The 25,125-nt window shown below is 71.8% G+C and carries 18 protein-coding genes; 8 read left to right on the forward strand and 10 right to left on the reverse strand.

Annotated features, from left to right (window positions below):
• Positions 1 to 76: 76 nt before the first annotated feature.
• The gene (locus ABZV42_RS16375; protein WP_355976389.1) at positions 77 to 1,540 is read right to left on the reverse strand and encodes an MFS transporter; all 1,464 of its coding nucleotides are present in this window, start codon (positions 1,538 to 1,540) and stop codon (positions 77 to 79) included.
• 96 nt (positions 1,541 to 1,636) lie between these two features.
• Here ABZV42_RS16375 and dusB point away from each other — a divergent pair, with 96 nt between their 5' ends.
• Positions 1,637 to 2,791, forward strand: coding sequence for a tRNA dihydrouridine synthase DusB (gene dusB, locus ABZV42_RS16380; protein WP_355976387.1), 1,155 nt, complete (start codon positions 1,637 to 1,639; stop codon positions 2,789 to 2,791).
• A gap of 160 nt (positions 2,792 to 2,951) precedes the next feature.
• Here dusB and ABZV42_RS16385 read toward each other — a convergent pair whose 3' ends face one another.
• Together ABZV42_RS16385 and ABZV42_RS16390 are read right to left on the reverse strand one after the other, a co-directional pair.
• Positions 2,952 to 4,889, reverse strand: coding sequence for a glycogen debranching N-terminal domain-containing protein (locus ABZV42_RS16385; protein ID WP_355976385.1), 1,938 nt, complete (start codon positions 4,887 to 4,889; stop codon positions 2,952 to 2,954).
• The gene (locus tag ABZV42_RS16390) at positions 4,886 to 6,496 is read right to left on the reverse strand and encodes a hypothetical protein (RefSeq protein WP_355976755.1); all 1,611 of its coding nucleotides are present in this window, start codon (positions 6,494 to 6,496) and stop codon (positions 4,886 to 4,888) included. Before ABZV42_RS16390 ends, ABZV42_RS16385 begins: the two co-directional genes overlap by 4 nt.
• 161 nt (positions 6,497 to 6,657) lie before the next feature.
• On the opposite strand from ABZV42_RS16390, the gene ABZV42_RS16395 reads away from it, so the two are divergent.
• On the forward strand, positions 6,658 to 7,884 hold the full coding sequence (locus tag ABZV42_RS16395; RefSeq protein WP_355976383.1) for an ROK family protein: 1,227 nt from the start codon (positions 6,658 to 6,660) through the stop codon (positions 7,882 to 7,884).
• 455 nt (positions 7,885 to 8,339) lie between these two features.
• A complete protein-coding gene (gene ppdK, locus ABZV42_RS16400) occupies positions 8,340 to 11,081 on the forward strand; it encodes a pyruvate, phosphate dikinase (protein ID WP_355976381.1) in 2,742 nt (913 codons plus the stop codon).
• A 728-nt stretch (positions 11,082 to 11,809) separates the two neighbouring features.
• On the opposite strand, the gene ABZV42_RS16405 is transcribed toward ppdK, so the two are convergent.
• Positions 11,810 to 12,364: an NUDIX hydrolase gene (locus ABZV42_RS16405; RefSeq protein WP_355976379.1), complete on the reverse strand. Its 555-nt coding sequence runs from the start codon at positions 12,362 to 12,364 to the stop codon at positions 11,810 to 11,812.
• Positions 12,354 to 13,724, reverse strand: coding sequence for a hypothetical protein (locus ABZV42_RS16410; protein WP_356052310.1), 1,371 nt, complete (start codon positions 13,722 to 13,724; stop codon positions 12,354 to 12,356). The genes ABZV42_RS16405 and ABZV42_RS16410 overlap by 11 nt, the downstream gene beginning before the upstream one ends.
• A gap of 470 nt (positions 13,725 to 14,194) precedes the next feature.
• On the opposite strand from ABZV42_RS16410, the gene ABZV42_RS16415 reads away from it, so the two are divergent.
• Entirely contained in the window at positions 14,195 to 15,124 is a 930-nt protein-coding gene (locus tag ABZV42_RS16415; RefSeq protein ID WP_356052311.1) for an oxidoreductase, read from the forward strand.
• Between the two features lie 15 nt (positions 15,125 to 15,139).
• Here the strand turns inward: ABZV42_RS16415 and nirD are convergent, their stop codons facing one another.
• The 3 genes from nirD to ABZV42_RS16430 are packed head-to-tail and all read right to left on the reverse strand — an operon-like array spanning position 15,140 to position 19,376.
• Complete coding sequence (gene nirD, locus ABZV42_RS16420) at positions 15,140 to 15,502, reverse strand: nitrite reductase small subunit NirD (RefSeq protein ID WP_356052313.1); 363 nt, start codon at positions 15,500 to 15,502, stop codon at positions 15,140 to 15,142.
• Positions 15,499 to 18,108, reverse strand: a complete 2,610-nt coding sequence (gene nirB / locus ABZV42_RS16425) for a nitrite reductase large subunit NirB (RefSeq protein ID WP_355976370.1) — start codon at positions 18,106 to 18,108, stop codon at positions 15,499 to 15,501. The genes nirD and nirB overlap by 4 nt, the downstream gene beginning before the upstream one ends.
• The gene (locus ABZV42_RS16430) at positions 18,108 to 19,376 is read right to left on the reverse strand and encodes an FAD-dependent oxidoreductase (protein ID WP_355976368.1); all 1,269 of its coding nucleotides are present in this window, start codon (positions 19,374 to 19,376) and stop codon (positions 18,108 to 18,110) included. The genes nirB and ABZV42_RS16430 overlap by 1 nt, the downstream gene beginning before the upstream one ends.
• A 270-nt stretch (positions 19,377 to 19,646) precedes the next feature.
• On the opposite strand from ABZV42_RS16430, the gene ABZV42_RS16435 reads away from it, so the two are divergent.
• The 4 genes from ABZV42_RS16435 (at position 19,647) to ABZV42_RS16450 (ending at position 23,259) form a co-directional block, all read left to right on the forward strand.
• Positions 19,647 to 20,402: a hypothetical protein gene (locus ABZV42_RS16435; RefSeq protein ID WP_356052315.1), complete on the forward strand. Its 756-nt coding sequence runs from the start codon at positions 19,647 to 19,649 to the stop codon at positions 20,400 to 20,402.
• A gap of 10 nt (positions 20,403 to 20,412) precedes the next feature.
• The gene (locus ABZV42_RS16440; RefSeq protein WP_356052316.1) at positions 20,413 to 21,690 is read left to right on the forward strand and encodes a sensor domain-containing protein; all 1,278 of its coding nucleotides are present in this window, start codon (positions 20,413 to 20,415) and stop codon (positions 21,688 to 21,690) included.
• 20 nt (positions 21,691 to 21,710) lie between these two features.
• Entirely contained in the window at positions 21,711 to 22,358 is a 648-nt protein-coding gene (locus ABZV42_RS16445) for a response regulator transcription factor (protein ID WP_355976361.1), read from the forward strand.
• A gap of 118 nt (positions 22,359 to 22,476) precedes the next feature.
• Positions 22,477 to 23,259, forward strand: a complete 783-nt coding sequence (locus ABZV42_RS16450; protein ID WP_356052318.1) for a TSUP family transporter — start codon at positions 22,477 to 22,479, stop codon at positions 23,257 to 23,259.
• Positions 23,260 to 23,420: 161 nt separating this feature from the next.
• Here the strand turns inward: ABZV42_RS16450 and ABZV42_RS16455 are convergent, their stop codons facing one another.
• Together ABZV42_RS16455 and ABZV42_RS16460 are read right to left on the reverse strand one after the other, a co-directional pair.
• Positions 23,421 to 24,044: a class F sortase gene (locus ABZV42_RS16455; protein WP_355976357.1), complete on the reverse strand. Its 624-nt coding sequence runs from the start codon at positions 24,042 to 24,044 to the stop codon at positions 23,421 to 23,423.
• Positions 24,045 to 24,211: 167 nt separating this feature from the next.
• Entirely contained in the window at positions 24,212 to 24,730 is a 519-nt protein-coding gene (locus tag ABZV42_RS16460) for a hypothetical protein (RefSeq protein ID WP_355976354.1), read from the reverse strand.
• Between the last annotated feature and the right edge of the window lie 395 nt (positions 24,731 to 25,125).

Below are 25,125 nucleotides of genomic sequence, written 5' to 3' on the forward strand. Positions count from 1 at the left end.
GGCCCGGGGGCGGGCCCGCGACGCCGGCCCCCGCGCCCCGCCGGTCCGCGACACCGGCCCGGCGACGCCGGCCCCGTCAGGCGGCGGAGGGATCCTGGGTCCGTACGCCCGCCGCGTCCCGGATCTCCGGGGACTCCAGCAGGCGGGCCGTGCGTTCGGCCGAAGCGCGGGCCCGGCGCCCGCTGCTGAGCAGGCCGAGCACGAGGACGGCGACACCGCAGACGGTGATGATCCACCAGCCGGGGCGGGAGGCCGCGACGTAGGTCTCCCGGTAGGCGGAGGCCTGGATGCCGGAGGCGAGGGCCGCGCCGATGACGGCGACCCCGAGGGTGCCGCCGATCTGCCGGCTGGTCGAGGCGATGGCTGCGGCGACGCCCGCCTGGGAGCGGGGCATGCCGGAGACGGCGGTGTTGGTGATGGGCGCGTTCACGAAACCGAAGCCGATGCCGAAGAAGATGTAGCCGACGACGAGCGTGACGTTCGACGTCTCCGCGTCGAACGCCGCGAACAGCACACCGCTCACGGTCATCGCGACACCGGCGATCAGCAGGGACGGCCGGGGACCGCGGCTGCCGACCAGGCGTCCCGACACCGGCGCGCAGACGAAGCACAGGACCGCCATGGGCAGCATCCACAGGCCCGCGTGCAGGGCGTTCAGACCGCGGACGTTCTGGAGGTACAGCGTCGACAGGAACAGGAAGCCGCTCAGCGCGGCGAACGCGCTCACCGCGATGACGGTGGCCCCGCTGAACGGCACCGAGCGGAAGAAGCGCAGGTCGACGAGGGGTTCGTCGCGCCGGGGCTCGTACCACAGCAGGCCGGTCAGCGCGGCGAGGGCGATGGCGCCGAAGGACAGGGTGTGGGCGATCCCTGCGGTGGGCGCCTCGATGATCGCGTACGTGAGGGAGCCGAGCAGGGCGATGATGAGGAGCTGGCCGACCGGGTCGGGGCGGCGGGCCTTCGGGGCGCGGGACTCGGGCACGAACCGCAGGGTCAGCACGAGCGCGGCGAGACCGACGGGAAGGTTGATCCAGAAGATCGACCGCCAGCCCACGGAGTCGACGAGCAGTCCGCCCACCATCGGTCCGGCGGCCATCGAGATGCCGACCACGGCGCCCCAGACGCCGATCGCCCGGGCCCGCTCGCGCGGGTCCGTGAAGGTGTTGGTGATGATCGACATCGCGACCGGGTTGAGCATCGAGCCGCCGACGGCCTGGACCATCCGGAAGACGATCAGGGTGTCGAGGTTGGGGGCGAGGGAGCAGAGCACCGAGCCGATGGTGAACAGGACGAGGCCCGCCATGAACACCTTGCGCCGGCCGATGCGGTCGGCGGTGGAGCCCGCGAGCATCAGAAGGGAGGCCAGCACCAGCGTGTACGCGTCGATGGTCCACTGCATGCCGGCGACGCTCGCGTGCAGCTCCCGCTGCATCGAGGGCAGGGCGACGTTCAGAACCGTGACGTCCAGGCTCACGATCAGCAGACTCATGCAGCAGATCGCGAGCACCAGCATCCGGTGACGGTGGCTGAGCTCAGGCATTCCCTCAGCGTACGTCGTTGTCGATAGTGTGTCTAACTAATGACCGCTACATGATCTTCCGCGCGAGCACCCGGCGCCGTACGCCACAATGGGGGAATGCCCACGCCCACGTCCACGGTGAACTCCGCGCTCTCGATCGGTCCCCACACGGCGCAGCCGCCCGTCGTCCTGGCCCCCATGGCCGGGATCACGAACGCGCCGTTCCGCACGCTGTGCCGCGAGTTCAGCGGCGGCAAGGGCCTGTTCGTCAGCGAGATGATCACCACGCGGGCGCTGGTCGAGCGCAACGAGAAGACCATGCAGCTGATCCACTTCGACGCGACCGAGAAGCCGCGCTCGATCCAGCTCTACGGAGTCGACCCCGCGACCGTCGGCAAGGCCGTCCGCATGATCGCGGAAGAGGACCTCGCCGACCACATCGACCTCAACTTCGGCTGCCCGGTCCCCAAGGTCACCCGCAAGGGCGGTGGCTCCGCCCTCCCCTACAAGCGCAACCTGCTGCGCGCGATCCTGCGTGAGGCCGTCAGCGGCGCCGGGGACCTGCCCGTCACCATGAAGATGCGCAAGGGCATCGACGACGACCACATCACCTTCCTCGACGCGGGGCGCATCGCGGTCGAGGAGGGGGTGACCGCCATCGCGCTGCACGGCCGGACGGCGGCCCAGCACTACGGCGGCACCGCCGACTGGGACGCCATCGCCCGGCTGAAGGAGCACGTGCCGGAGATCCCCGTCCTCGGCAACGGTGACATCTGGTCGGCGGACGACGCGCTGCGGATGATGCGCGAGACCGGGTGCGACGGAGTCGTCGTCGGGCGCGGCTGCCTCGGCCGGCCGTGGCTGTTCGGCGACCTGGTGGCCGCCTTCGAGGGCCGCCCCGGCGACTACGCGCGGCCGACGCTGCGCGAGGTCGCCGCCGTCATGGTCCGCCACGCCACGCTCCTCGGCGAGTGGATCGGCGACGAGGCACGCGGCGTCATCGACTTCCGCAAGCACGTCGCCTGGTACCTCAAGGGCTTCTCGGTCGGCTCCGAGATGCGCAAGCGCCTCGCGATCACGTCCTCGCTCGCCGAACTCTCCGACGGACTGGCCGAGCTGGACCTCGACCAGCCGTGGCCGACGGGCGCCGACGGACCCCGCGGCCGCACCTCGGGCAACAACCGGGTCGTCCTGCCGGACGGCTGGCTGAAGGACCCCTACGACTGCGCGGGCCTCTCCGAGGACGCCGAACTGGACACCTCCGGCGGTTGAGACGGTTGAGGTGGCTGAAGCTGCTGACCGACTGACCGACTGACCGACTGACCGACTGATCGGCTGACCGACTGATCGGCTGGGCTGCTGACCGGCTGGGCGGCTGAGTGGTTGAGCCGCTCAGCCGTCGCGAGCCGCGGGCCGCCCGCCGTCCGGGGCCTCAGGCGCCTCCCACCGCCGCGAGCAGGGCCAGTGGTGCCGCCGCCGAACGGGACTCCCGCACACAGGCGTGGGGATACGGCACCGGCTGGGCGTGGGTGTCACGGTCGTAGCCCGCGATGACCTCGGGGAGGCGGTGGCCGGCGGCCGTGGCCGCGTCCACCAGCGCGTGCGCCACCGTACGGGCCTCGTCGTGCAGTCCGTACCGCGCCAGCCCCAGGGTGATCAGGGCGTTGTCGTGGGGCCAGACCGAACCGCGGTGATACGACAGCGGGTGGTACGCGGGCTGGCCGGAGGCGAGCGTGCGCACACCCCAGCCGGAGAAGAAGTCCGGTTCGAGGAGCCGGCGGCCGACCAGCTCGCCGTACTCCTTGTCCAGCAGGCCGGACCACAGCAGATGACCCGCGTCCGAGGCGAGCGCGTCGACATGGCGGCCGTCGCCGTCCAACGCCAGTGCGGGGAAGGCGTGTTCGCTCATCCAGAAGTCCCGCTGGAACCGGTCGCGCAGGTCCGCGGCGGCCTGTTCCAGGAGCGCCGCGTAGACCTCGTCGAACCAGACGGTCCTGGCCAGTTGGGCGGTGCGGCGCAGCGCGTCGTACGCGTATCCCTGCGCGCCCGCCGCCATCACCGGGCCGGTGGGGCGGCTGCCGTCGGCCGAACAGATGGCGCCCGGGGAATCCTTCCAGTTCTGGTTCGCGAGGCCGCCGCCGTCCGCGCGGTAGACGAGATAGCCGCGTGAGGTCAGCCCGCCGTGGTCCAGCATCCAGCCCACCGCCGCACGGGCGTTGGACTCGAGCCGGCGGGCCAGCGCCACGTCGCCGGTCTGCTCGGTGTAGGCGCCGAGCAGCACCAGGAACAGCGGCGTCGCGTCCACCGAGCCGTAGTAGCGCCCGTACGGCACCTGCCCGAAGTGCGCCAGCTCGCCGTGCCGCACCTCGTGCACGATCTTGCCGGGCTGGGCGACCGCACCCGCTCCCACCTCGACAGCCTGGGTGGCGGCAAGCGCGGGCAGGGTGGCGGCGGCGAGCTGGGGCCGGTAGGGCAGTGCGAAGAGCGAGGTGAGCAGCGCGTCGCGGCCCAGCAGGGTGAGGAACCAGGGCACTCCGGCCGCGGGAACCCGTAGCTCCTCTCCGTCCGGGCCCGTCGCCGGCACCTGGAGCACGGCGAGATCGGACAGGCCTCGCGCGCAGGCCGCGGCCAGCTCGGGCCAGCCGGTCGGGAACGGCACTCCCTGTGCGAACTCGTCCTCCAGAGCGAGGACTTGCTCGTTGGCGGCGGCGGGCGAGGCGGGCACGCTCGGTTCGTGGGCGGCGCCGTGCGGACGGGCCGCGACGCGCAGCGCCAGCTCCGCCGAGCCGTGCGGTTCGAGGCCGAGGGTCCAGACGAGGCGGCGCGCGCCGGTGCCCGTCTCCTCCACCCCGTCCGGCGCGGGCTCGGAGGTGACCGTCGTACGGGACTGCCACTCCCCGCGCCGGTAGCTGAACTCGATACCGTCGTCGAGGACTTGGCGTTGGCGTACGACGCCCGTCTTGGCGTACGTGCGGTGGTCGGAGCGCAGTTCGAACTGGTCCGTGAAGTCGGCGTCCGCGGTGACCGCGATCCGGACCGTGGTGGGCGTCGGACGGTTGCTGGTGACGCGCAGCGCCTCCACGAACGCGCCCTCGGAGACCGCCTGTTCGCGGAAGAGTGTGTAGGCGGGCGGCTCGTTGCGGCCGCCGCGCGGCACCAGCACGCAGCGTGCCGTGTCACCGTCCGCGACCGGCGTGAGCGCCTCGGGCACCGCGCCGTCCACCGTCAGCTGCCAGCGGCTGAGATGCCGGGCGTCCCGTACGAATAATCCGTCCGGAGAGCCGCTGCCCCGCACTCCGCTGATGTCCCCGCCGTCGCCCACGGCGGCGAACGTTCCACCGTGCACGAGCAGATGATGCCGGTCCGTCATCCCCGGTCCCCTCCCTTGGCTTCCGTACCGAACTCGAATACGCGCTGTGCCGCACCGTCGGCGCGGCAGTCACCGGCGCCCGCACCGGCACCGTCGGCGCCGATGCCGGGTGCCGTGTCGGTCAACGCGGCGCGCCCCCAGGGGGACACGACCGATTCCGCCCCGGAGGGCTCGTGCAGCAGGTCGAGCGCCAGCGCCGCCGTCCAGCTGAAACCGATTGCTCCGCAGGCCTCGCCGGTGAACGGGTCCACGTACTCGGCGAACCCGGATTCCCCGGCGGTGTCCAGCAGGGCGGCCCGCAGCGCGTCCGCCCGTCCGTGCTCCCCGTGCAGCCGCAGCCCGCGCTCCAGCAGCCAGTTGGTGTTGAACCAGGCCGGCCCGCGCCAGTAGCGGTGCGGATCGAACGCCTCGCCGGTCAGGTCGTAACTGGGCGCCAGCCGCGTCGCCCCGCCGAGACCGAAGTGCGGCCCGCCCGCGGTCCGTACGAGCGTGGCGGCGATGTCGCGCGGCAGCGCGGGGAGGATGAGGGGGAGGAGCCCGGCGACACTGCGCTCGCGGATCAACGCACCACGCCCACTGCTCCCACCGCTCCCGCCGGCTCCGTCGCTCCGCTCGTCGCGGCAGAAGAACATGCCCTCCGCCGGGTCCCACAGCCGCTCCACCAGCGCCGCCGTCAGCCGTTCCGCGCGCGCGTGCCTGGCCGTCCCCGTCGCGCCCAGTTCTCGCGCGATCTCGGCCAGCGCGTGTTCGGAGGCGATCAGCAGGGCGTTGAACCCGGGGTCCTCGACGGCGAACTCGCCGCCGCCGTCCGCGTATCCCCGGTCCCGGTAGTCGGCTGCCAGCCGGACGTACCGCCCGTAGTCGAGGTCCGTCGGCCGGTCCTCGGCGGCGCCGTGGTCGAGGTCGGCGCGCCGGAAGGAGCGGGCCGGCGCCGGGGTGACTCGGCTCAGCGGCGCGTCCCAGCAGGGGCTGTTGTCCATTCCCTGTTCCCAGGGGTGGACCACGCCCGCCAGCCCCCCGCCGCCGAGGTCCCGGCGGTGCAGAAGATAGCGGTGCCAGGCCGCGAGGCGGGGATACATCCGGGAGAGGAACGAACGGGCCCTGGACAGCCCCGGGTCCGCCCGGTGCACCAGCCACACGGCGAGCGCGTGCACCGGTGGCTGCACGATGCCCGACGTCTGTACCGTGCGCGGGGCGCCCGCCGCGCGCCCGGCGGTCGAGGAGCGCCAGAAGTCGGGGCTCGGGAAGTACGCGTCGAGCGGGACGGAGGGGTTGAACACGATGTGCGGGACACGCCCGTCGGCCCACTGCGCGCGGAACAGCGTCTCCAGCTCCGTCTGCGCCCGCAGCGGGGACAGATGGCGCAGGCCGATCGCGATGAACGCGGAGTCCCAGGACCACTGATGCGGATACAGCCCGCGCGAGGGCACCGTGGAGGTTCCGGTCCAGTTGCCGTCCAGCACCCGGCAGGCCCTGAGGTGCAGCGACCCCGACGGCCCGCCGGGACCGTATACGGATGGTCCGCTCCGGACGACGCCGTCCGCACCGGACGGGGAGGGCGGGCCGGAGGCGTGCGCGGGTGTGCCGTGGGCGCGCACGGGGTTCATGGGTCCCTTGTGCAGGGCGGTGAGCTGGGTTGTGCTGTCCACTCAGGTCTCCCCGAAGACGTCCGGCCGGCCGGTTCGGCATCATCTGCCGTAGGGTTACGTCTATTTAACACGCAAAACTCAATATGTAATGCAGAGTTGGGGAACGCAAGAGGGTGCGCATGACGAACAAGGCGGGGAGGACCGTGAAGACCGGGAACCAGGCAAGTGCCGGAGACCTGCTCGAACTGGTGCGCAGCGGACGGGCCAACACGCGCGGCGCGCTCCAGCGGGCCACCGGTCTGTCGCGGGCCACGGTCGGCCAGCGCCTGGACCGGCTGTTCCGCGCGGGCTGGCTCCGCGAGGGAGCGGGCGGTCCCGTCGACTCGCCGCTCGGCGGGCGCCCCTCCATCACCCTGGAGTTCGACGACGAGCACGCCGTCGTCCTCGCCGGGGACCTCGACACCCGGCACGGCCGGGCCGCCGTCCTCACCCTGACCGGCGAGATCCTCGCCGAGCACGCGGGCCCCCTGGTGATCGACGACGGTCCCGAGGCGGTCCTCGGCGAGCTCGGGCGCTGGTTCGCCGAGCTGGTCGGCAAGTCGGGCCGGCCCGCCGACGCCGTCTGCGGCATCGGGCTGGCGGTGCCCGGCCCTGTCGACAGCGAGACCGGCCGGGTGGTCCAGCCGCCGATCATGCCGGGCTGGGACGGCTACGACATACGAGGGCGGCTGGGCCGGGCCTTCGCCGAACACACCGGCGCGGGTGCCGTCCGCGTCCCCGTGCTCGTCGACAACGACGCCAACCTCATGGCCTACGGGGAGCAGCGCGCCGGCTTTCCCGACTGCTCGGCGTTCGCGCTGGTCAAGGTCTCCACCGGTATCGGCGCCGGCATGGTCGTCGGCGGCACCGTCTACCGGGGCGTCGACGGCGGCGCCGGCGACATCGGGCACATCCGGGTGGGCGCCGACGCGCTGTGCCGGTGCGGCTCGTACGGCTGTCTCGCCGCCGTCGCCAGTGGTGGCGCGGTGGCGCGCAGGCTCGCGGAGTCCGGCGTCCGGGCCGCGTCCGGCTCGGACGTGCGGGAGCTGCTGGCGGCCGGGCATCCCGAGGCGACGGCGCTCGCGCGGGAGGCGGGCCGGCAGGTCGGGGACGTCCTGGCCACCGTGGTGACCCTGCTCAACCCCGGCGTGCTGATGATCGCCGGGGATCTGGCCGGAACCCCCTTCGTCACGGGCGTCCGGGAGCTGCTGTACCAGCGGGCGCTGCCCCGCTCCACCGCTCATCTGGACGTGGTGACCGCCCGGCTCGGCGAGCGGGCCGGGCTCGTGGGCGCGGGGGCGCTGGTCGTGGAGTACCTGTACGCGCCTGAGCGGGTCGAGGAGCGGTTGGCCGCGCTCGGCGTGTGAGCCGTCCGTGTGAGCCGTCCGGGTGAGCCGTCCGTGTGTCGTGCCCGTATCTCCGTGTGTCGTGCCCGGATCCTGGTCCGCATCCTGAAATCTGGCTCCTCCGGATCGCGTGATTCTCGCCACCCTTGATAGGGGTCACGCTCAGATGAGCGGATCTTGAGCGACTGCACTTCCCTAAGGGGTGGCACTCAGTGCCACTGTCTGATCGTTCATCGATTAAACTCAGACGTGCTGAAGCGTGCTCATGTGAGCGTGTAGAGTGGCCTGTGGGGGTTCATTCGTTCAAGAAGTGAAAACATCGGCCCCTGATGACTTGCCAAGCCTTGACTTTGGATCTGGTGGCGGACGAGTGGTTACAGGCGCATGACGCGCAAGTGGACGTACCCAGACGCCTTCGATCTGGGTATGTTCCCCGTCGTCAGGGCAGCCACCGCGACGTCGAGGAGTCGAGACTCGTGTCGGAAAACAAAGATCCCCACGTAGCCGAAAGCGGCGTTGGTGGAGCGAAGTTCGTTTATGACTTTACCGAGGGCAACAGGGACCTCAAGGACCTGCTCGGGGGCAAGGGTGCCAACCTCGCCGAAATGACCAACCTGGGCCTTCCCGTCCCGCCCGGCTTCACCATCACCACCGAGGCGTGCAAGACGTACCTCGACAGTGGCGAGGAGCCGGTGGCACTGCGTGACGAGGTGAGTGCGCACCTCGACGCCCTCGAGGCCAAGGTGGGCAAGAAGCTCGGCCAGGCCGACGACCCCCTGCTCGTCTCCGTCCGTTCCGGCGCCAAGTTCTCCATGCCCGGCATGATGGACACCGTCCTGAACATCGGACTCTCCGACAAGTCCGTCCTGGGCCTGTCCCGGCAGGCCGGCGACGACCGCTTCGCGTGGGACTCGTACCGCCGTCTCATCCAGATGTTCGGCAAGACGGTCCTCGGTGTGGACGGCGAACTCTTCGAAGAGGCGCTGGACGCGGCGAAGGACCTCAAGAAGGTCACCGTCGACACGGACCTGGAGGCGGCCGACCTCAAGAAGCTCGTCACCAAGTTCAAGAAGATCGTCAAGACCGAGGCCGGCCGGGACTTCCCGCAGGACCCGCGCGAGCAGATGGACCTCGCCATCAAGGCGGTCTTCGAGTCCTGGAACACCGATCGCGCCAAGCTCTACCGCCGCCAGGAGCGCATCCCCGGCGACCTCGGCACGGCCGTCAACATCTGTTCCATGGTCTTCGGCAACCTCGGCCCCGACTCCGGCACCGGCGTCGCCTTCACCCGCGACCCCGCCTCCGGCCACCAGGGCGTCTACGGCGACTACCTCCAGAACGCCCAGGGCGAGGACGTCGTCGCGGGCATCCGCAACACGGTCCCGCTCGCCGAGCTGGAGTCGATCGACAAGAAGTCGTACGACCAGCTCATGCAGATCATGGAGACCCTGGAGAACCACTACAAGGATCTCTGCGACATCGAGTTCACCATCGAGCGCGGACAGCTGTGGATGCTCCAGACCCGCGTCGGCAAGCGCACGGCGGGCGCGGCCTTCCGCATCGCCACGCAGCTGGTGGACCAGGGCCTGATCGACGAGGCCGAGGCGCTCCAGCGGGTGACGGGCGCGCAGCTCGCGCAGCTGATGTTCCCGCGCTTCGACGACGAGGCGAAGGTCGCCCCGATCGGCCGGGGCATCGCCGCGTCGCCGGGCGCCGCGGTCGGCAAGGCGGTCTTCGACTCGTACACCGCGGTCAAGTGGTCCCGTTCAGGCGAGAAGGTCATCCTGGTCCGCCGGGAGACCAACCCCGACGACCTCGACGGCATGATCGCGGCCGAGGGCATCCTCACCTCGCGCGGCGGCAAGACCTCCCACGCGGCCGTCGTCGCGCGCGGCATGGGCAAGACGTGCGTGTGCGGCGCGGAGGAGCTGGAGGTCGACACCAAGCGCCGCCGGATGACCGTGTCCGGCGGGCACGTCGTCGAGGAGGGTGACCTCATCTCGATCGACGGCTCCAGCGGCAAGGTCTACCTGGGCGAGGTCCCGGTTGTCCCGTCCCCGGTCGTCGAGTACTTCGAGGGCCGGATGCACGCGGGCGCCGACGACGCCGACGAACTGGTCGAGGCCGTTCACCGGATCATGGCCTTCGCCGACCGCAAGCGCAGCCTGCGCGTACGCGCCAACGCCGACAACGCCGAGGACGCGCTGCGGGCTCGCCGCTTCGGCGCGCAGGGCATCGGCCTGTGCCGTACCGAGCACATGTTCCTCGGCGACCGCCGCGGGCTCGTGGAGCGGCTGATCCTCGCGGACACGGACACCGAGCGCGAGGAGTCGCTGAAGGCGCTCCTGCCGCTCCAGAAGCAGGACTTCGTGGACCTGTTCTCGGCGATGGACGGCCTCCCGGTCACGGTCCGTCTCCTGGACCCGCCGCTGCACGAGTTCCTGCCGGACATCACCGAGCTGTCGGTGCGTGTCGCGCTCGCCGAGTCCCGCAAGGACGCCAACGAGAACGACCTGCGCCTGCTCCAGGCGGTGCACCGCCTGCACGAGGCGAACCCGATGCTGGGCCTGCGCGGTGTGCGCCTCGGCCTGGTCATCCCCGGCCTGTTCACCATGCAGGTACGGGCCATCGCGGAGGCGGCCGCCGAGCGCAAGAACGCCAAGGGCGACCCGCGCGCGGAGATCATGATCCCGCTCGTCGGCACGGTCCAGGAGCTGGAGATCGTCCGCGAGGAGGCCGACCAGGTCATCGCCGAGGTCGAGGCGGCCACCGGCGTGCGGCTGAAGCTGGCGATCGGCACGATGATCGAGCTGCCGCGCGCCGCGCTGACGGCCGGCCAGATCGCCGAGGCCGCGGAGTTCTTCTCCTTCGGCACCAACGACCTGACCCAGACGGTGTGGGGCTTCAGCCGCGACGACGTGGAGGCATCCTTCTTCACGGCGTACCTGGAGAAGGGCATCTTCGGCGTCAGCCCCTTCGAGACGATCGACAGGGACGGTGTCGGCGCGTTGGTGAAGTCCGCCGTCAAGGCCGGCCGCGAGACGCGCCCCGACCTCAAGCTCGGCGTCTGCGGCGAGCACGGCGGCGACCCCGAGTCGGTCCACTTCTTCCACGAGGTGGGACTCGACTACGTCTCCTGCTCCCCGTTCCGCATCCCGGTCGCCCGACTGGAAGCGGGCCGCGCGGCCTCCACCTCGAAGGGCAGCGACCACCGCTAGCCCACGGGGCGAAAAGACCCCGGAGCCGCCGCCTGTCCCCGACCCTCAACACCGATGGGCGGCGGCCCCGGCCCACGAGAAGGGGCGACACCCTGTGCGGGGGTGTCGCCCTTTCGGGCGTGCTCTGCGGAGACTGTCAAGGTACGCGGCTGACCAGGCAGAACGGCGTTCGCTGGCGTTGACTGCCGTTGAAGCCACGCGAAGCCGTTGTGCCCTGCCGGGCGCGGTTCGGTTCCGTTCACGGTCGTCCGCACAAGTCGAGACGGGGTTCCAGCTCGAGGCAGCGCTCCGATCGCCAGGCCGCACAACAAAGGGAGTGTGGCGGCACAAGGCTTCGAATCCCGCTTGTTGCGCTGGTATTGAATGCCCCGTCTGGCGAGGTGCGGCGTCATCTCGCGCCTCGCCGGTGAGCTGGCGGTTTGGGGTCGCTGTTGGTCATTGATGGCTGTTGCTGGTCCCCGTCGGACGGCCCACAGACGGCCCAGATTCGCGATGGGCGTCGCCCGCGCGGCAGAGCCGAGTCGCGAGCCGGTAGATTTACAGACCGCGCGCGTGGCACATCCTGACCAGCACACACGCATTGTTGCCGGCATCTTGCCCCACCCCTGCCCCGCAAGGCCCTCACAGGGGGAAGCACCGGGTTACCCCCTGCAACCTTCGGGATTTCTTCATCCTGGTCCTGTCGGGCGACGCCTGGGGGAACCCACGCCTGCTGAGCAGCACCTCGCCTAGCCGCGGGCTGCGCCGACTGCCCCAAGCGCGGCAAGGGTGAAGCCATCCCGTAGCTCTCCCGCACGGATCGCCTTTGCGATTTCGTGTGGACTCCACCAGCGCGCGGCGGCGATCTCGCCGTCGTCAACCGTGCCGGGGCGCAGCGGGGCATCGCCCTGAACCGAGACCTCGACGACGGCAACCTCGTTCTCCAACATGCCAGAGTCGATGTCCAGGTACGCCACTGCAACCGCTGCGGAGCCCACCAGTCCCGCCTCCTCGACCAGTTCTCGCAGCGCGTCCGAGACAGGATCGGTCTCGCCGAATCCGCGTGGCAGTTCCCAGGCCCACCGAGCGACCGTCGGCCGCCACTGGCGGACCAGCAGAATGTCATCGCCTCGTCGTGCCAGCACCACGACTCCTGTACGGCCACCGCCAACACGGATGCGGTGCCGGACGGTCTCCGCGCCGGAGGGCAGGCGATAGGTGTCCAGGTAGACCTCGCACCATCGCCCGCCGTCAGCATCGGTGTAGGCCTTGTGGGTGTGCGTACGTGGCGCCTCAGTGTCCATCAGGCCCTCCTCGCAGCACTCCTGGAAGCTCTATCACGTCATACCGCCCTCGGAAATCGCCCAAGTGGGTCACACCTGCTGCTACGGCCGCAACGACAACCGGCGCGAGCGCTCCGCCCGCGCCGGCCGCGAACACTCCAGGCGTCCCCTCGCCAAGCAGGCCAGTCGCCAGGCTCAATCCACCGCCCGCAACCATCTGAGCAGTGACCCCACGCCGGCTCTGTGCGAACCGCTGGAGTCGGGTCACCGACACCTCGCCCACGTCAGCGGCCGGCGGCTCTTTCGTACGCTCCGCGAGCAGGTCGCCCACCTCCTGCAAAGCAGCAAGGTCGCGCCGATGCCACCAACTGGTGAGGGCATCGGCAGCGTCATCCGTGTAACGCTGCCATTGAGCACCGCTCATCAGGCCCAGCCGCAGTTCGAAGCGAGTCGGATAGATCACGACCGGTGTCTGCTCCCCCAGCGCCGCTGCCTCTCGGCGCCGGATGCCGCGACTGGGCGAAGCCAACCCAAGCAGGCAACCTTCGCTCGCTGCGATGGCTCTGTAGTACGTCTCGTCGAAGGACTCACGCAGCATCTGAGCATCCGCTTGCGCTGCGGGGTCACCGGAGCGCTGTAGGGGGTCAAGTCTCTCGTGCAGGAGGCTTCGGCTGGGTAGCCCGTTCGCGTCGAACTCCCCGCTGGTCCAGGCAGCGAGCACCGCCCGGCCCTCGTCACTGGCCGCATCCTCCGGGCGCGGCGGAGGCCGCAACGCGTACGCGGTCGCGTAGTCGGCCGGCACCAGGGGGCTGACGTCCAAAAGGCCGCGCTCGGCGGCTTCCAGCCAGTCACCCCACCGGGCAACTGTGCGCCGCCGTAACGGAATCTCAAGGACACCGGTCGCCGCCAGCAGCCGGTCCGCCATACCGATCGGCCCCTCCGTGGCCAGGGCCGCGACCGCAGACTCGACGTCTGCGCGCACGGCCAGCTCCCGCTGGAGTCGCAGGCACTGGTCATCGGGGATCGGAAGGGAAGAAAAGAGGAAACCAGTGGAGAGCATCGCAATCAGCTGGCCGGCCAGGTCTGCGTTCCGGGAGTTCACCCGGATCGGCAACACGGCACCACCGCCGATCCCCCGGATCGCCAACTCGTCGAGGAGTGCGGCGGGCCGGAGCGCAGCGAAGCCGGCGCCATCGAGCAGTTGGGGATAGGTCAGGAACAGAGAGCCGCCCTGGAGGACTTCCCAGCGCAGCCGCCCGAGCAGCTCCGCCCGCCCGAGCGCGGTCAGCCGTTCCATTGAGGTGGCGGCCCCGGCCGCTTGGGCGCTCAACCTGGCCCGCTGCCGTACGCTGTCCCACCCTGTGCTGAGGACCGCGGTCATGTACCAGCCCCTTCTGCGGCGTCCATACGTGAGCCAGTTCAGCATGTGCCGATCAGCGAAACAACGGACATTCGTGCACCGCCTGCGGTCTCCGACTTGCCCAGCGCCGGGGAGAGCCACGAACCGACGGGTCTGCCGCACGGTTGGGTGAGGTTGACCTGCCCCATCTCTGAGGTTCCAGTTCTGGTGGCTAACTGACAGCCCTTCACGGAAGGCTGGCAGCCATGCCTCGTCCTACTCCTCCGGAGTTCCGGGCGCGTGCTGGACAATCCCCGTCAGAGCTACCCGCCCCGGCGACAACCCCGGACCGCCCCGGGAGGCGGTCGTGGTCTCCAGCCACCGCTGCCTGACCGATTCCGACGACTGAGGGCATGGGAACCGCAGGGCGGGCGCGGCTGTCCTCGGCGTCGGCCTTCGGCCGGCGGAGCGGTGCTCGTAGGCTGGGGGCCAGGTATCGGAAGGAGCGGGTCGTGGGTGGCTGGAGTGCGAAGGACATACCCGGGCAGCGGGGGCGGGTCGCCGTCGTCACCGGGGCCAACAGCGGGCTGGGGCTGGTCACCGCGCGGGAACTGGCACGCCACGGGGCCAGGGTGGTGCTCGCCTGCCGCAGCGAGGCCCGCGGCGGCGAGGCGGTCGAGCGGATCGCCGCCGAAGTGCCGGGCGCCGAGGTGGAGTTCGCCCGGCTCGACCTCGGTGACCTCGCGTCCGTAAGGAAGTTCGCGGACTCCTTCTCCTGTGACCGCCTCGACCTGCTCGTCAACAACGCGGGTGTGATGGCGTTGCCGCACCGGACGACGGCGGACGGGTTCGAGACGCAGTTCGGCGTGAACCACCTCGGGCACTTCGCGCTCACGGGACTGCTGTTCCCGGTGATCGCGCAGACCCCCGACGCGCGGATCGTCACCGTGTCGAGCATGGTCCACGCGCTCGCCGACCCCGACCTCGGCGACCTCAACAGCGAGAACGGGCCGTACCGCAAGTGGATCGCCTACGGCCGGTCCAAGAGCGCCAACCTCCTGTTCACGCACGAGCTCGCGCGCCGGCTGTCCGGATCCGGGTCCGATGTCGTCGCGGCCGCCGCGCACCCCGGGTACGCCTCGACCAACCTCCAGACCGCCGGGCCACGGCTGGAGGGGCGCAGGGGCGCGGAGCGGCTGATGGAGATCGGCAACCGCGTCCTCGGGCAGAGCGCCGAGGCCGGGGCCCTGCCGACGCTGTACGCGGCCACCGCACCCGGCGTACGGCCCGACACCTTCGTCGGACCGTCCTTCGCCATGTGGCGCGGCTCGCCCTCGACCTCCTGGCGGGCCCGCCGCACCCGCGACGACACCAGGGCCGAACTGCTCTGGGCCGCCTCGGAGCGGCTGACGGGCGTCACCTTCGAGGGGCTCAAGGGCTGATGGCCGGGGCCCGGCTCAGGCGGCGCGCACCTCGTACGTCGCCACGCGCACGTCCTCGTCGTCCAGGCACCGCCCGGACTCCAGGTCGAAGCGCTGCTTGAGCAGCGGGGAGGCCACGAACGGGCGGCCCTGACGGGCGCCGGTCAGCCCGCGGGAGAGCACCGCGGCCCCGCTGAACGGATCACGGTTGTCGATGGCGTACGTGCGTCCCGCGCGGTCGGTGAACAGCGCGACCTGGCGGCCGTCCGGGAGGAGCGCGGCGACACCCCGTCCCGGAGTCAGCAGGGACAGCTCACACACCGTGAACCAGTCGTCCTCCAGCAGGAGTTGGAGCGTGAGGGCCGTCGCCGGCCGGGCCGTCTCGGGTGCCAGGGTCATCGCTGGGCACTTCCTTCCAGGGGGCGGAGTCCGATGGTCAGCAGGGGCAGGTCGGGCTTGATCTGGTCGCGCTCGGGGACGAAGCCGACGACCGGGTCCGGGGTGTCGGGGGCGTTCACGAACGACACGAACCGGCCCAGCTTCTCCGGGTCGTTGATGGTCTCGGCCCACTCGTCCCGGTAGTTCGCGACATGCGCGGTCATCAGCGACTCCAGCTCCTCGCAGATGCCGAGCGAGTCCTCCACGACCACCTCGCGCACGTGGTCCAGGCCGCCGGGAATCCGCTCCAGCCAGGTCGAGGTGCGCTCCAGGCGGTCCGCGGTGCGGATGTAGAACATCAGGAAGCGGTCGATGAGCCGGACCAGTTCGGCGTCGCCCAGATCCTGGGCCAGCAGATCCGCGTGGCGCGGGGTCGCGCCGCCGTTGCCGCCGACGTAGAGGTTCCAGCCGTTGGAGGTCGCGATGATGCCGAAGTCCTTCGACTGGGCCTCCGCGCACTCGCGGGCGCAGCCCGACACCGCCGACTTCAGCTTGTGAGGGGAGCGCAGTCCCCGGTAGCGCAGCTCCAGGTCGATCGCCATCCGGACCGAGTCCTGCACGCCGTACCGGCACCAGGTCTGCCCGACGCAGGACTTCACCGTCCGCAGCGACTTGCCGTACGCGTGCCCGGACTCGAAGCCGGCGTCCACCAGCCGCGCCCAGATCAGCGGGAGCTGCTCCACCCGGGCGCCGAACAGGTCGATCCGCTGACCGCCGGTGATCTTCGTGTAGAGCCCGAAGTCCCGTGCCACCTCGCCGATCACGATGAGCTTCTCGGGAGTGATCTCGCCGCCGGGGATCCGCGGCACGATCGAGTACGAGCCGTTCTTCTGGAGGTTGGCGAGGAAGTGGTCGTTGGTGTCCTGGAGCGCGGCCTGTTCGCCGTCCAGGACGTAGCCGTCGGCGCCGATCGTCGGGGCGAGGGAGGCGATGATCGAGCCGACGGCGGGCTTGCAGACCTCGCAGCCGTCACCTCCCCGGGCGTCCTCGCGGCCGTACCGGTCGAGCAGCGTCCGGTACGAGGTGATCCGCAGTGCCAGGACGATCTCGTACAGCTCCTCGCGGGTCTGTCCGAAGCAGCCGCACAGGCCCTTGTCGACCTCGATGCCGCCGGCCTCCAGCTCGGCGCCGACCAGCTGGCCGAGCACCTTGACGCAACTGCCGCAGCCGGTACCGGCCTTGGTGCACTTCTTGACCTCGGGAACCGTCGTGCAGGAGTGCTCGGTCACCGCGCCGCGGATCGTGCCCTTGGTGACGTTGTGGCAGGAGCAGACGACCGCGGAGTCGGGCAGGGCGGAGGGTCCGAGGGCCACCGGGGCGCCCGCGCCCGCCGGCAGGACCAGGGACTCCGGCGATACGGGCGGGACCGAGCCGGTGAACGCGCGCAGTGTGCCGTACGCCTCCGCGTCGCCGATCAGGATGCCGCCGAGGAGCGTGCCGTCCCGGCCGATGACCAGCTTCTTGTACAGGCCCGCTCGGGAGTCGGAGTAGACGACGTCCAGGCAGTCCTCGGTGGTGCCGTGGGCGTCGCCGAAGGACGCCACGTCGACGCCCAGCAGCTTGAGCTTGGTGGACAGATCCGCGCCCGTGAACGCCCTCTCGTCCTCGGCGATGGTCGCCGCGGCCGTCTCCGCCTGCTCGTAACCGGGCGCCACCAGTCCGTAGACCCGGCCGTCCGCCGCCAGCGCGCATTCGCCGATCGCGAACACCCGCGGGTCCGTGGCCGTACGGCACTGTTCGTCGACCGTGATGCCGCCGCGCTCGCCGACCGTCAGACCGCAGTCGCGGGCCAGCTGGTCGCGGGGGCGGACACCGGCGGAGAACACCACCAGATCGGCGGCGAGTTCGGAGCCGTCGGAGAGCTTCATACCGGTGACCGCGCCGTCCTCGCCGACCAGGATCTCCTGCGTGCCCACACCCGTGTGGACGGCCAGGCCCATCCCCTCGATCGTGCGTAGGAGCGCGGCCCCGCCGCCCTCGTCGACCTGCACCGGCATCAGCCGGGGCGCGAACTCCACGATGTGGCTGGTGAGTCCGAGGCCCTTGAGGGCGCCCGCCGCCTCCAGGCCGAGCAGACCGCCGCCCACGACGGCGCCGGTCTTCGCCCGCGACTTCGCGTACTCCTCGATGGCGAGCAGGTCCTCGATCGTGCGGTAGACGAAACAGCCCTCGGCGTCCTTGCCGGGGACCGGCGGAACGAAGGGGAAGGAGCCGGTCGCCAGTACGAGGGTGTCGTAGCCGACCGTCAGACCCGACCTGGCCGTCACGGTGCGGGCGGCCCGGTCGACCGTCTCGGCCGGGTCGCCGAGGTGCAGTTCGATGCCGTGCTCATCGATGAACTCGGCGTCGGTGAGCGAGAGTTCGTCGGGGGTGCTGCCCGAGAAGTACGAGGTGAGCCGTACCCGGTCGTACGCCGGGCGCGGCTCCTCGCACAGCACGACCACGCGGTGCGTGGCGGTCAGGCCGCGCTCGGCGAGCGCTTCCAGGAAGCGCTGGCCGACCATGCCGTGGCCGACGAGCACGATCGTGGGGCGGGGCGGACCCCCGACGGTTGCGGTCGTGGACATCAGGAGCCTCCATCGTTGGTGAGCAGGTGGAGCAGGGGCGCGCCGTGCGCGGGGAGCGGCTCCGCGCCCTCCCAGGCGCGGGCGAGCGCGCCGACGGTGCCGAGTTCGCCGACGAGGACCCCGCCGACCAGGCGGTCGTCGCGGACGACGACCTTGCGGTAGGTGCCGCGGGTGGCGTCCGTGAGCTGGACGACGTCGTCGCCGGGGCGCGGCTCGGTCTCGCCGAACGCGGCCAGGTCGAAGTCGAAGGGGGTGGGGGCGGACGGTGTGCGACCGGAAGGCGTGCGGCCGGAGAGGGTGTCCCGTCCGGTCAGGGTGAGCCGGGTCAGGGAACGGGTGCCGGTGTAGCGGGTGTTGATTTCACCGGCGAGCAACTCGGCCAATGCGTCTGCCTGTTCGAGGGCGGGGGCGGCGAGGCCGTAGACCGTGCCGTCGTGCTGGGCGCAGTCGCCGACCGCGTGGATGTGCGGGTCGGAGGTGCGCAGTTCGTCGTCGACCAGGACGCCCTTGTGGACGGCGAGTCCGGCCTCCTCGGCCAGGCCCGTGCGCGGGTGCACCCCGCAGGCCAGCACCACGAGGTCGGCGTCGAGCGCGTAGCCGTCGGCCAGTTCCACCGAGCGGACCGCGCCGCCCAGGCAGCGGACGTCCCGCACCCGGCACTCGGTGTGCACCTCGACACCGAGGTCCAGCAGATGCCGCAGCACCAGCTTCGAGGCGCTCGGGTCGAGCTGGCGCTCCATGACCCGCTCGGCCTGCTGGGCGAGGACCACCTGGGCGCCGCGCACCGCGAGCGCGCGGGCCGCCGAGACGCCCAGCAGCCCGCCGCCGACGACGACCGCCCGCACCCCGGGCCGTACCGCCTTCGACAGGCCCAGGCAGTCGTCCATGGTGCGGAACGCGTGGACGCCCTCGGGCAGTTCGTGGTCCGGGGTGAACAGGCCCCGCAGCGGGGGCAGTACCGGGTTGGAGCCGGTGGCCAGGACCAGCGTGTCGTACGCGATCTCGCCGCCGTCCGCGCAGCGCACGGTACGGGCGAGGCGGTCGATGCCGGTGGCCTTGGCGCGGACCAGCTCCGGCGGGGCCGGGAGCGAGATCACCTCCGGCTCGTAGCGTCCGGCCAGCACCTCGGCGAGCAGTACCCGGTTGTAGGGCCGGTGCTCCTCCTCGCCGACCACCAGCGCGGGCATCCCGAGCTCACCGAGCCGCCGGGCGAGCCGGACGCCCGCGAGTCCGGCGCCGATCACCACCACACGCGTATTCGAGGTCATGACCACACCGTGCGGTGCCGGTGTTACCCGGTCGCATCACATCTGTTTCCCGGGAGGAACGCTGCCCTCAGCGGGGGCGGGGCGGTCCTGTGAGGGTTCCCGCGGGCGGGGACGGAGCGGGGGAGGAATCGGGGTGGGGGTGGGGCCAGCCGAACCCCCGGCTCACGTGCGGGCACGATCGACCGGGGCGCCCCGGAACGGAATCCTTCAAGGACCGGACCCTCTCCGGGAAAGGCCGGAGCCCGCCCGTCCACGACCAGGGGACCCACCATGGTGACCACCCGCACACCCCAGCCCGAGCGCCGGCCCCACTCCCAGCCCGAGCGCCCGCCTCACTCCCAGCCCGAGCGCCGGCCGCACTCCGAGCCCCAGCCCGAGCACCGGCCGCACTCCCAGCCCCAGCCTCAGTCTCGCCCCCACCCCCACCCCGGGCAGGCCGACGTCGTCGGGCCGCGGCCCGCCCCCGTCCGCGACGAGGCCTCCGTCCGCGTATGGAGGTTCGTCCGGGAGCCGTTCCGGGCGGACACCTGGCGGCGGGTCGCGTACGCGCTGTTGGCCCTGCCGGTGGGGGTGGCCTGCGTACCCCTGTCGCTGCTGGGGGCTCCGACCGGACGGTGGCAGCGGACGCTCGCCCACCGCTTCCTCGGCCTCCGCGAAGGCATCCCCCAGGGCATCCCCCAGGGCATCCCCGAGGGCATCCCCGAAGGCGGCCGCCCGGTGAGCCGCCCGGGGAGCGCAGGGCCGCCGGGGCCCATGGAGGGGCTCGCCCACGCACTCCTCGCGACGCCCCTCAACCTGCTCGTCCTGGCCGTCACCGGCTACGGCTGGTCCATCGTGCCGATGAACCTCGGCTGGCCCCTGCGCGCCGGCTCCGACTACGCGAGCGCCTGGGGCGGACCCACCTTCGCCGGAGCCTGGGCCTTCCACGCCCTCCTCGGCGGCCTCGGTTTCCTGCTGATCATGCCGTGGCTCGGCCGGGCCATGGCCGCCGTCCAGCTCCGCCTCGCCGCGGCGCTCCTCTCCTAGGTTGGGGTCCATGAACCGCCTCCGCGCCGTACTGGGCTTCCCCTTCGGGCGACGGGCCCTCGCGGCCCTCCTCTACGCGCTGATCGCGTTCCCGCTGGCCCTGGCGGGATTCGTCCTCACGCTCGCGGGCCTGCTGGTCGGCGGCGCGCTGTCCGTGACCACCCTCGGACTGTGGCTGATCGCCGTCACCGTACGCGGGGCACTCGCCCTCGGCCGGCTCCAACGCGTCCTGGCCCGGAGCCTGTTAGGGATGGACATCGAGGAACCCGAGCGTCGCCCGGGTGCCGGGGTGCTCGGCTGGCGGCGGTCGCTGCTCGCCGACCGCGCCGGCTGGCGCGCCGTCGCCTGCGCGCTCGCGACCCCCTTCACCGCCGTCTTCGGCTACCTCGCCGTGGTCATCGGCTACGTCTGGGGCGTCCTGCTCACCCTCCACCCCGTCCTCCAACACTGGGACTACGACACCCGGCGGGCGGCGGACGGCACGGAGCGCCGGGTGTCGCTGGGGTTCTTCGGTTTCCAGGTCGACACCTGGCCGCGTTGGCTCATCCCGGTGGCCCTCGGACTGCTGCTCCTCGCCGGCGCGGCCTGGCTGCTGCGCCAGGCGCTCGCCCCGCACCGGTCCTGGATCGCCACACTGCTCGGCCCCGACCCCGCCGACCGGCGGATCCGCACCCTGGAGGAGACCCGCGCCCAAGCCGTGGACGACGCGGCGGCGACCCTGCGCCGCATCGAACGCGACCTGCACGACGGCACCCAGGCCCGGCTCGTCGGCCTCGCGATGCACCTCACGATGATCAGGGAACTGATCCGCGCCGGGGCCCCCGAGGACCGGCTGCTCGCCGTCGTCGGCACCGCGCAGGGCAACGCCCGTCAGGCCATCGTCGACCTGCGTCATCTCGTCAAGGGCATCCATCCGCCCGTACTGGACCAGGGCCTCGACACGGCACTTGCCACCCTCGCCGCCGACAGCCCGCTGCCCGTCGAGGTGAGCGCCGACATCGAGGCGCGGCCGATCCCGGCCGTGGAGTCGATCGCCTACTTCTGCGCCGCCGAACTCCTCGCCAACGCCACCAAGCACAGCGGGGCCACGCGGGCGAGCATCACGGTGACCGCCCGGGACGGGTTCCTGCGGCTGGGCGTGTGTGACGACGGCCGCGGGGGAGCGGTGATCGGCGCGGGCTCGGGCCTGACCGGCCTGCTGGCCCGGGTGCGGACCGTCGACGGCACGCTGGCCTGCGACAGCCCGCCGGGAGGGCCTACCGTGGTCACCGTCGAACTGCCCTGCTGACCCTGGTGAACGGGAGCCCCATGCGCGTCGTCATCGCCGAGGACTCGGCCCTGCTGCGGGACGGACTGGCCCAGTTGCTCCAGCTGCGCGGTGTGGAGGTGGCGGCGGCCGTGGGCGACGCGGAGTCCCTGCTGGCACGGGTCGCCGAGCACCGGCCGGACGTGGCCGTCGTAGACATCCGGCTGCCGCCGACCCAGACCGACGAGGGCATCCGGGCGGCCGTGCGGCTGCGCGAGGAGCACCCCGGCACCGGGGTGCTGGTCTTCTCGCAGTACGTGGAGACGAGGTACGCGACCCAACTGCTCGGCGATCCGGCCGGGTTCGGCTATCTCCTCAAGGAACGCGTGGTCGACATCGGCGAGTTCGTGGACGCCATGGAGCGGGTCGCCTCGGGCGGCACGGCCCTCGACCCCGAGGTCGTCGCCCAGCTGTTCGGCGCGAGCCGCCGGGTCCGCGCCCTCGACGCCCTCACACCCCGCGAGCGCGAGGTCCTCGCCCTGATGGCCGAGGGCCGCACCAACCACGCGATCGCCGCCGTCCTCACCGTCTCCGAACGTGCCGTCGAGAAGCACATCGCCAACATCTTCCTGAAGCTCGACCTGCCCCCGTCGGACACCGGCCACCGCCGTGTCCTCGCGGTCCTGCGCTACCTGGACTCGGTGAACTGAAGCCGGACGCGGGGCCAGGGCCGGCGAAGGTGGCGACTCGCCGCCCGAACCTCTGGAGTCGCTCAAGCTTCCCGGGGTCCGTGCATCGCGCATCGATCCGTCCCATAGGGTCGCGATCATGCCCGACATATCGCTGACCACGCTTCTTGTGCTCTGTGCCGCCGCCCTTGCGGCGGGCTGGATCGACGCCGTGGTCGGCGGCGGAGGGCTGCTCCTGCTGCCCGCCATGCTGCTCGGGCTGCCCGCCGGCACCTCGGCGGCGTACGCGCTCGGCACGAACAAGGCGGTCGCGATCGTCGGCACCACCGGCGCCGCGGTGACGTACGCGCGCAAGACCACCGTGGACGTGCGGCTCGCCGTCCGGATCGGACTCGCGGCCCTCGCCGGTTCGACGGCGGGCGCGTTCGTCGCGGCCGGGCTGAGCACCGACGTGCTCAAGCCGGTCGTCATGGTCGTCCTGCTCGCCGTCGGCACCTTCGTCATCCTGCGGCCCGCGTTCGGCACGGCACCGCCGACCACCCCGGTCAGCGCGCGCCGCGTCCTCGCCGCCATCGGGCTCGCGGGCCTCGGCATCGGCTTCTACGACGGGCTCATCGGCCCCGGCACGGGTACGTTCCTCGTGCTCGCCCTCACCGCCCTGCTCCACCTCGACCTGGTGACGGCCTCCGCCACCGCCAAGATCGTCAACTGCTGCACCAACGTGGGCGCCCTCGCGACCTTCGCCTGGAAGGGCACGGTGTTCTGGGAGCTGGCCGCGCTGATGGCCGTGTTCAACCTGGCGGGCGGCATGGTGGGGGCGCGGACCGCGCTCAAGCAGGGCAGCGGGTTCGTCCGGGCGGTGCTGCTGACGGTGGTCTTCGCGCTGGTGGCGAACCTGGCGTACCAGCAGTGGCTCGCCTGAATGCTCGGCGGCCGTCCACCGCGGCCGTCCACCGCGGCCGTCCGTCGCGATCTCCGTGACCCGACGCGCCCGCCCCGACGGCCGTCCGGGGCCCGACGCGGCCTTCCGCAGCCGTCCGTGGCCCGACGCGCCACTCCGCAGGCATCCACGACTCGCCCGGACTACCGGCTGCTGCCGGTGAGATGGGCGAAGACGACCACGTTTCCCTGGTAGCCCGTGGTCCGCGAGTAGCCGCCGCCGCAGGTGATGACCCGCAGTTCGGGCCGATGCGCGGCGCCGTACACCTTCGCGTCGGGGAAGGACCCGGAGTCGTAGACCGCGACCGCGTCGACGGTGAAGACGGCCGTTCTGCCGTCGAGCCGGTCCACCTCGACCGTGCTGCCCTTGTGGAGCGAGCCCAGGTCGTAGAAGACGGCGGGGCCTTCCGCGTTGTCGACGTGCCCGGCCACGATCGCCGTGCCGCGCTCACCGGGGCTGGTCCCGGCCTCGTACCAGCCCGCCAGGTTCTTCTTCTGGGCGGGCGGCACGTCCAGGCTGCCCTGCGGAGTGAGGCCGAGGCCGATCAGGGGAGCGTCCACGCCGATCGCGGGGATGCGGATGCGGTCCGGCGGGGAGTGCGGCATCGAGGGAGCGACGGACCGCGCCGGGGTCCCGGAGGCCGCCGCCTGCGCCGCGGACGGCTGCGGCGGAGGGTGTGCCTCGGAGCCGCTGCCCAGCAGCCAGGCACCCGAACACAGGGCGACGACCGTGACCGACGCTATGACGGCATTGCTGACCCGGCGCACGCGAGCCTCCTCACGGGGTTCCCTTCCGGGGACGGGACCGGCCGGTGCCCGCGACGGCCGGGGGTGTGCTGACGGTGCCGGTCCCTTCCCCTCCGGGCCGCGAGGGGCGTCGGGCCACGGAGGGGGAGGGACGGCGGTACCGGCGGACGGACAGCGGAGGGTGCCCGTCAGATCCCGTCGCCTCTCGCCCGGCGATGCAGGAGCCAGGTACCGCCCGCGGCGGCGACGGCCAGAGCCGCCACTCCCGCCGCGGTCTGTACGGGATCGGGGCCCAGCGCGCCGCCGACACCCGTGTCCACATGCCCGCGCGGCTCGACCTGCTCGCGCGTGGCGGCGAGGTTCACCATCAGATCGCCGGTGACGCGGCGGCCGTGGGAGCACGTCGCGACGATCTCGTACGTTCCCGGCTGCGCGCTCGGCGGCACCTGGAACTGGCCGATCACGTCGTGCTCGTGCGCGCTGGCGGCCAGTGTGAAGGAACCGCCGCCCACCGCCTCGGCGTCCCCGCTCGCGGTGCCGTCCGAGCCGCACGCGGCCGTGTTGACGGTGACGTCGGCGCCCGGGACGACGCTGGAGGGGAACACCTCCAGGCTTCTGGTGTCCCCGCCGTACACGGGCGCGGAGGCCAGACCCGCGACGGCGACGGCGAGCGCGGTACCGGTCAGCAGACGGGCGGTACGTCGCATCGTGCCAGCTCCTCCGAGGGGGGCGCGGCCCGCGACACCCCCAAGTGCCGCAGCGTCGGTCGTGCCCCTGCCCTTCCGAGGTAAGTGGCACATGCCCGTGACCGCTCTCTGATGGAGCGTCAGAAAGGATGTGAACGGGTGTCAGACGGGACCCCGGGAGCGGCGGAACCCCCGGCATTCCGGCAGGTCACCGGTGTGCGCCCGGCGTGCCGCGCGAGAGAACCCGAAGGGGGCGGGGCCGGGGGTGTGAATGGGTGACCGGGCTGCTTCCGGCGGGCCGGGCCCGCTCCCGACGAACCGGGCCCGCTTCCGACGGACCAGGCTCGCTTCCGACGGCCCAGGACCGCTTGAGGCGGCCCGGGCCCGCTCTCGACCGCCCGAGCCCGCCGGTCTCT

The organism is Streptomyces sp. NPDC005281, from assembly GCF_040607495.1.
Classification (GTDB): Bacteria; Actinomycetota; Actinomycetes; order Streptomycetales; family Streptomycetaceae; genus Streptomyces.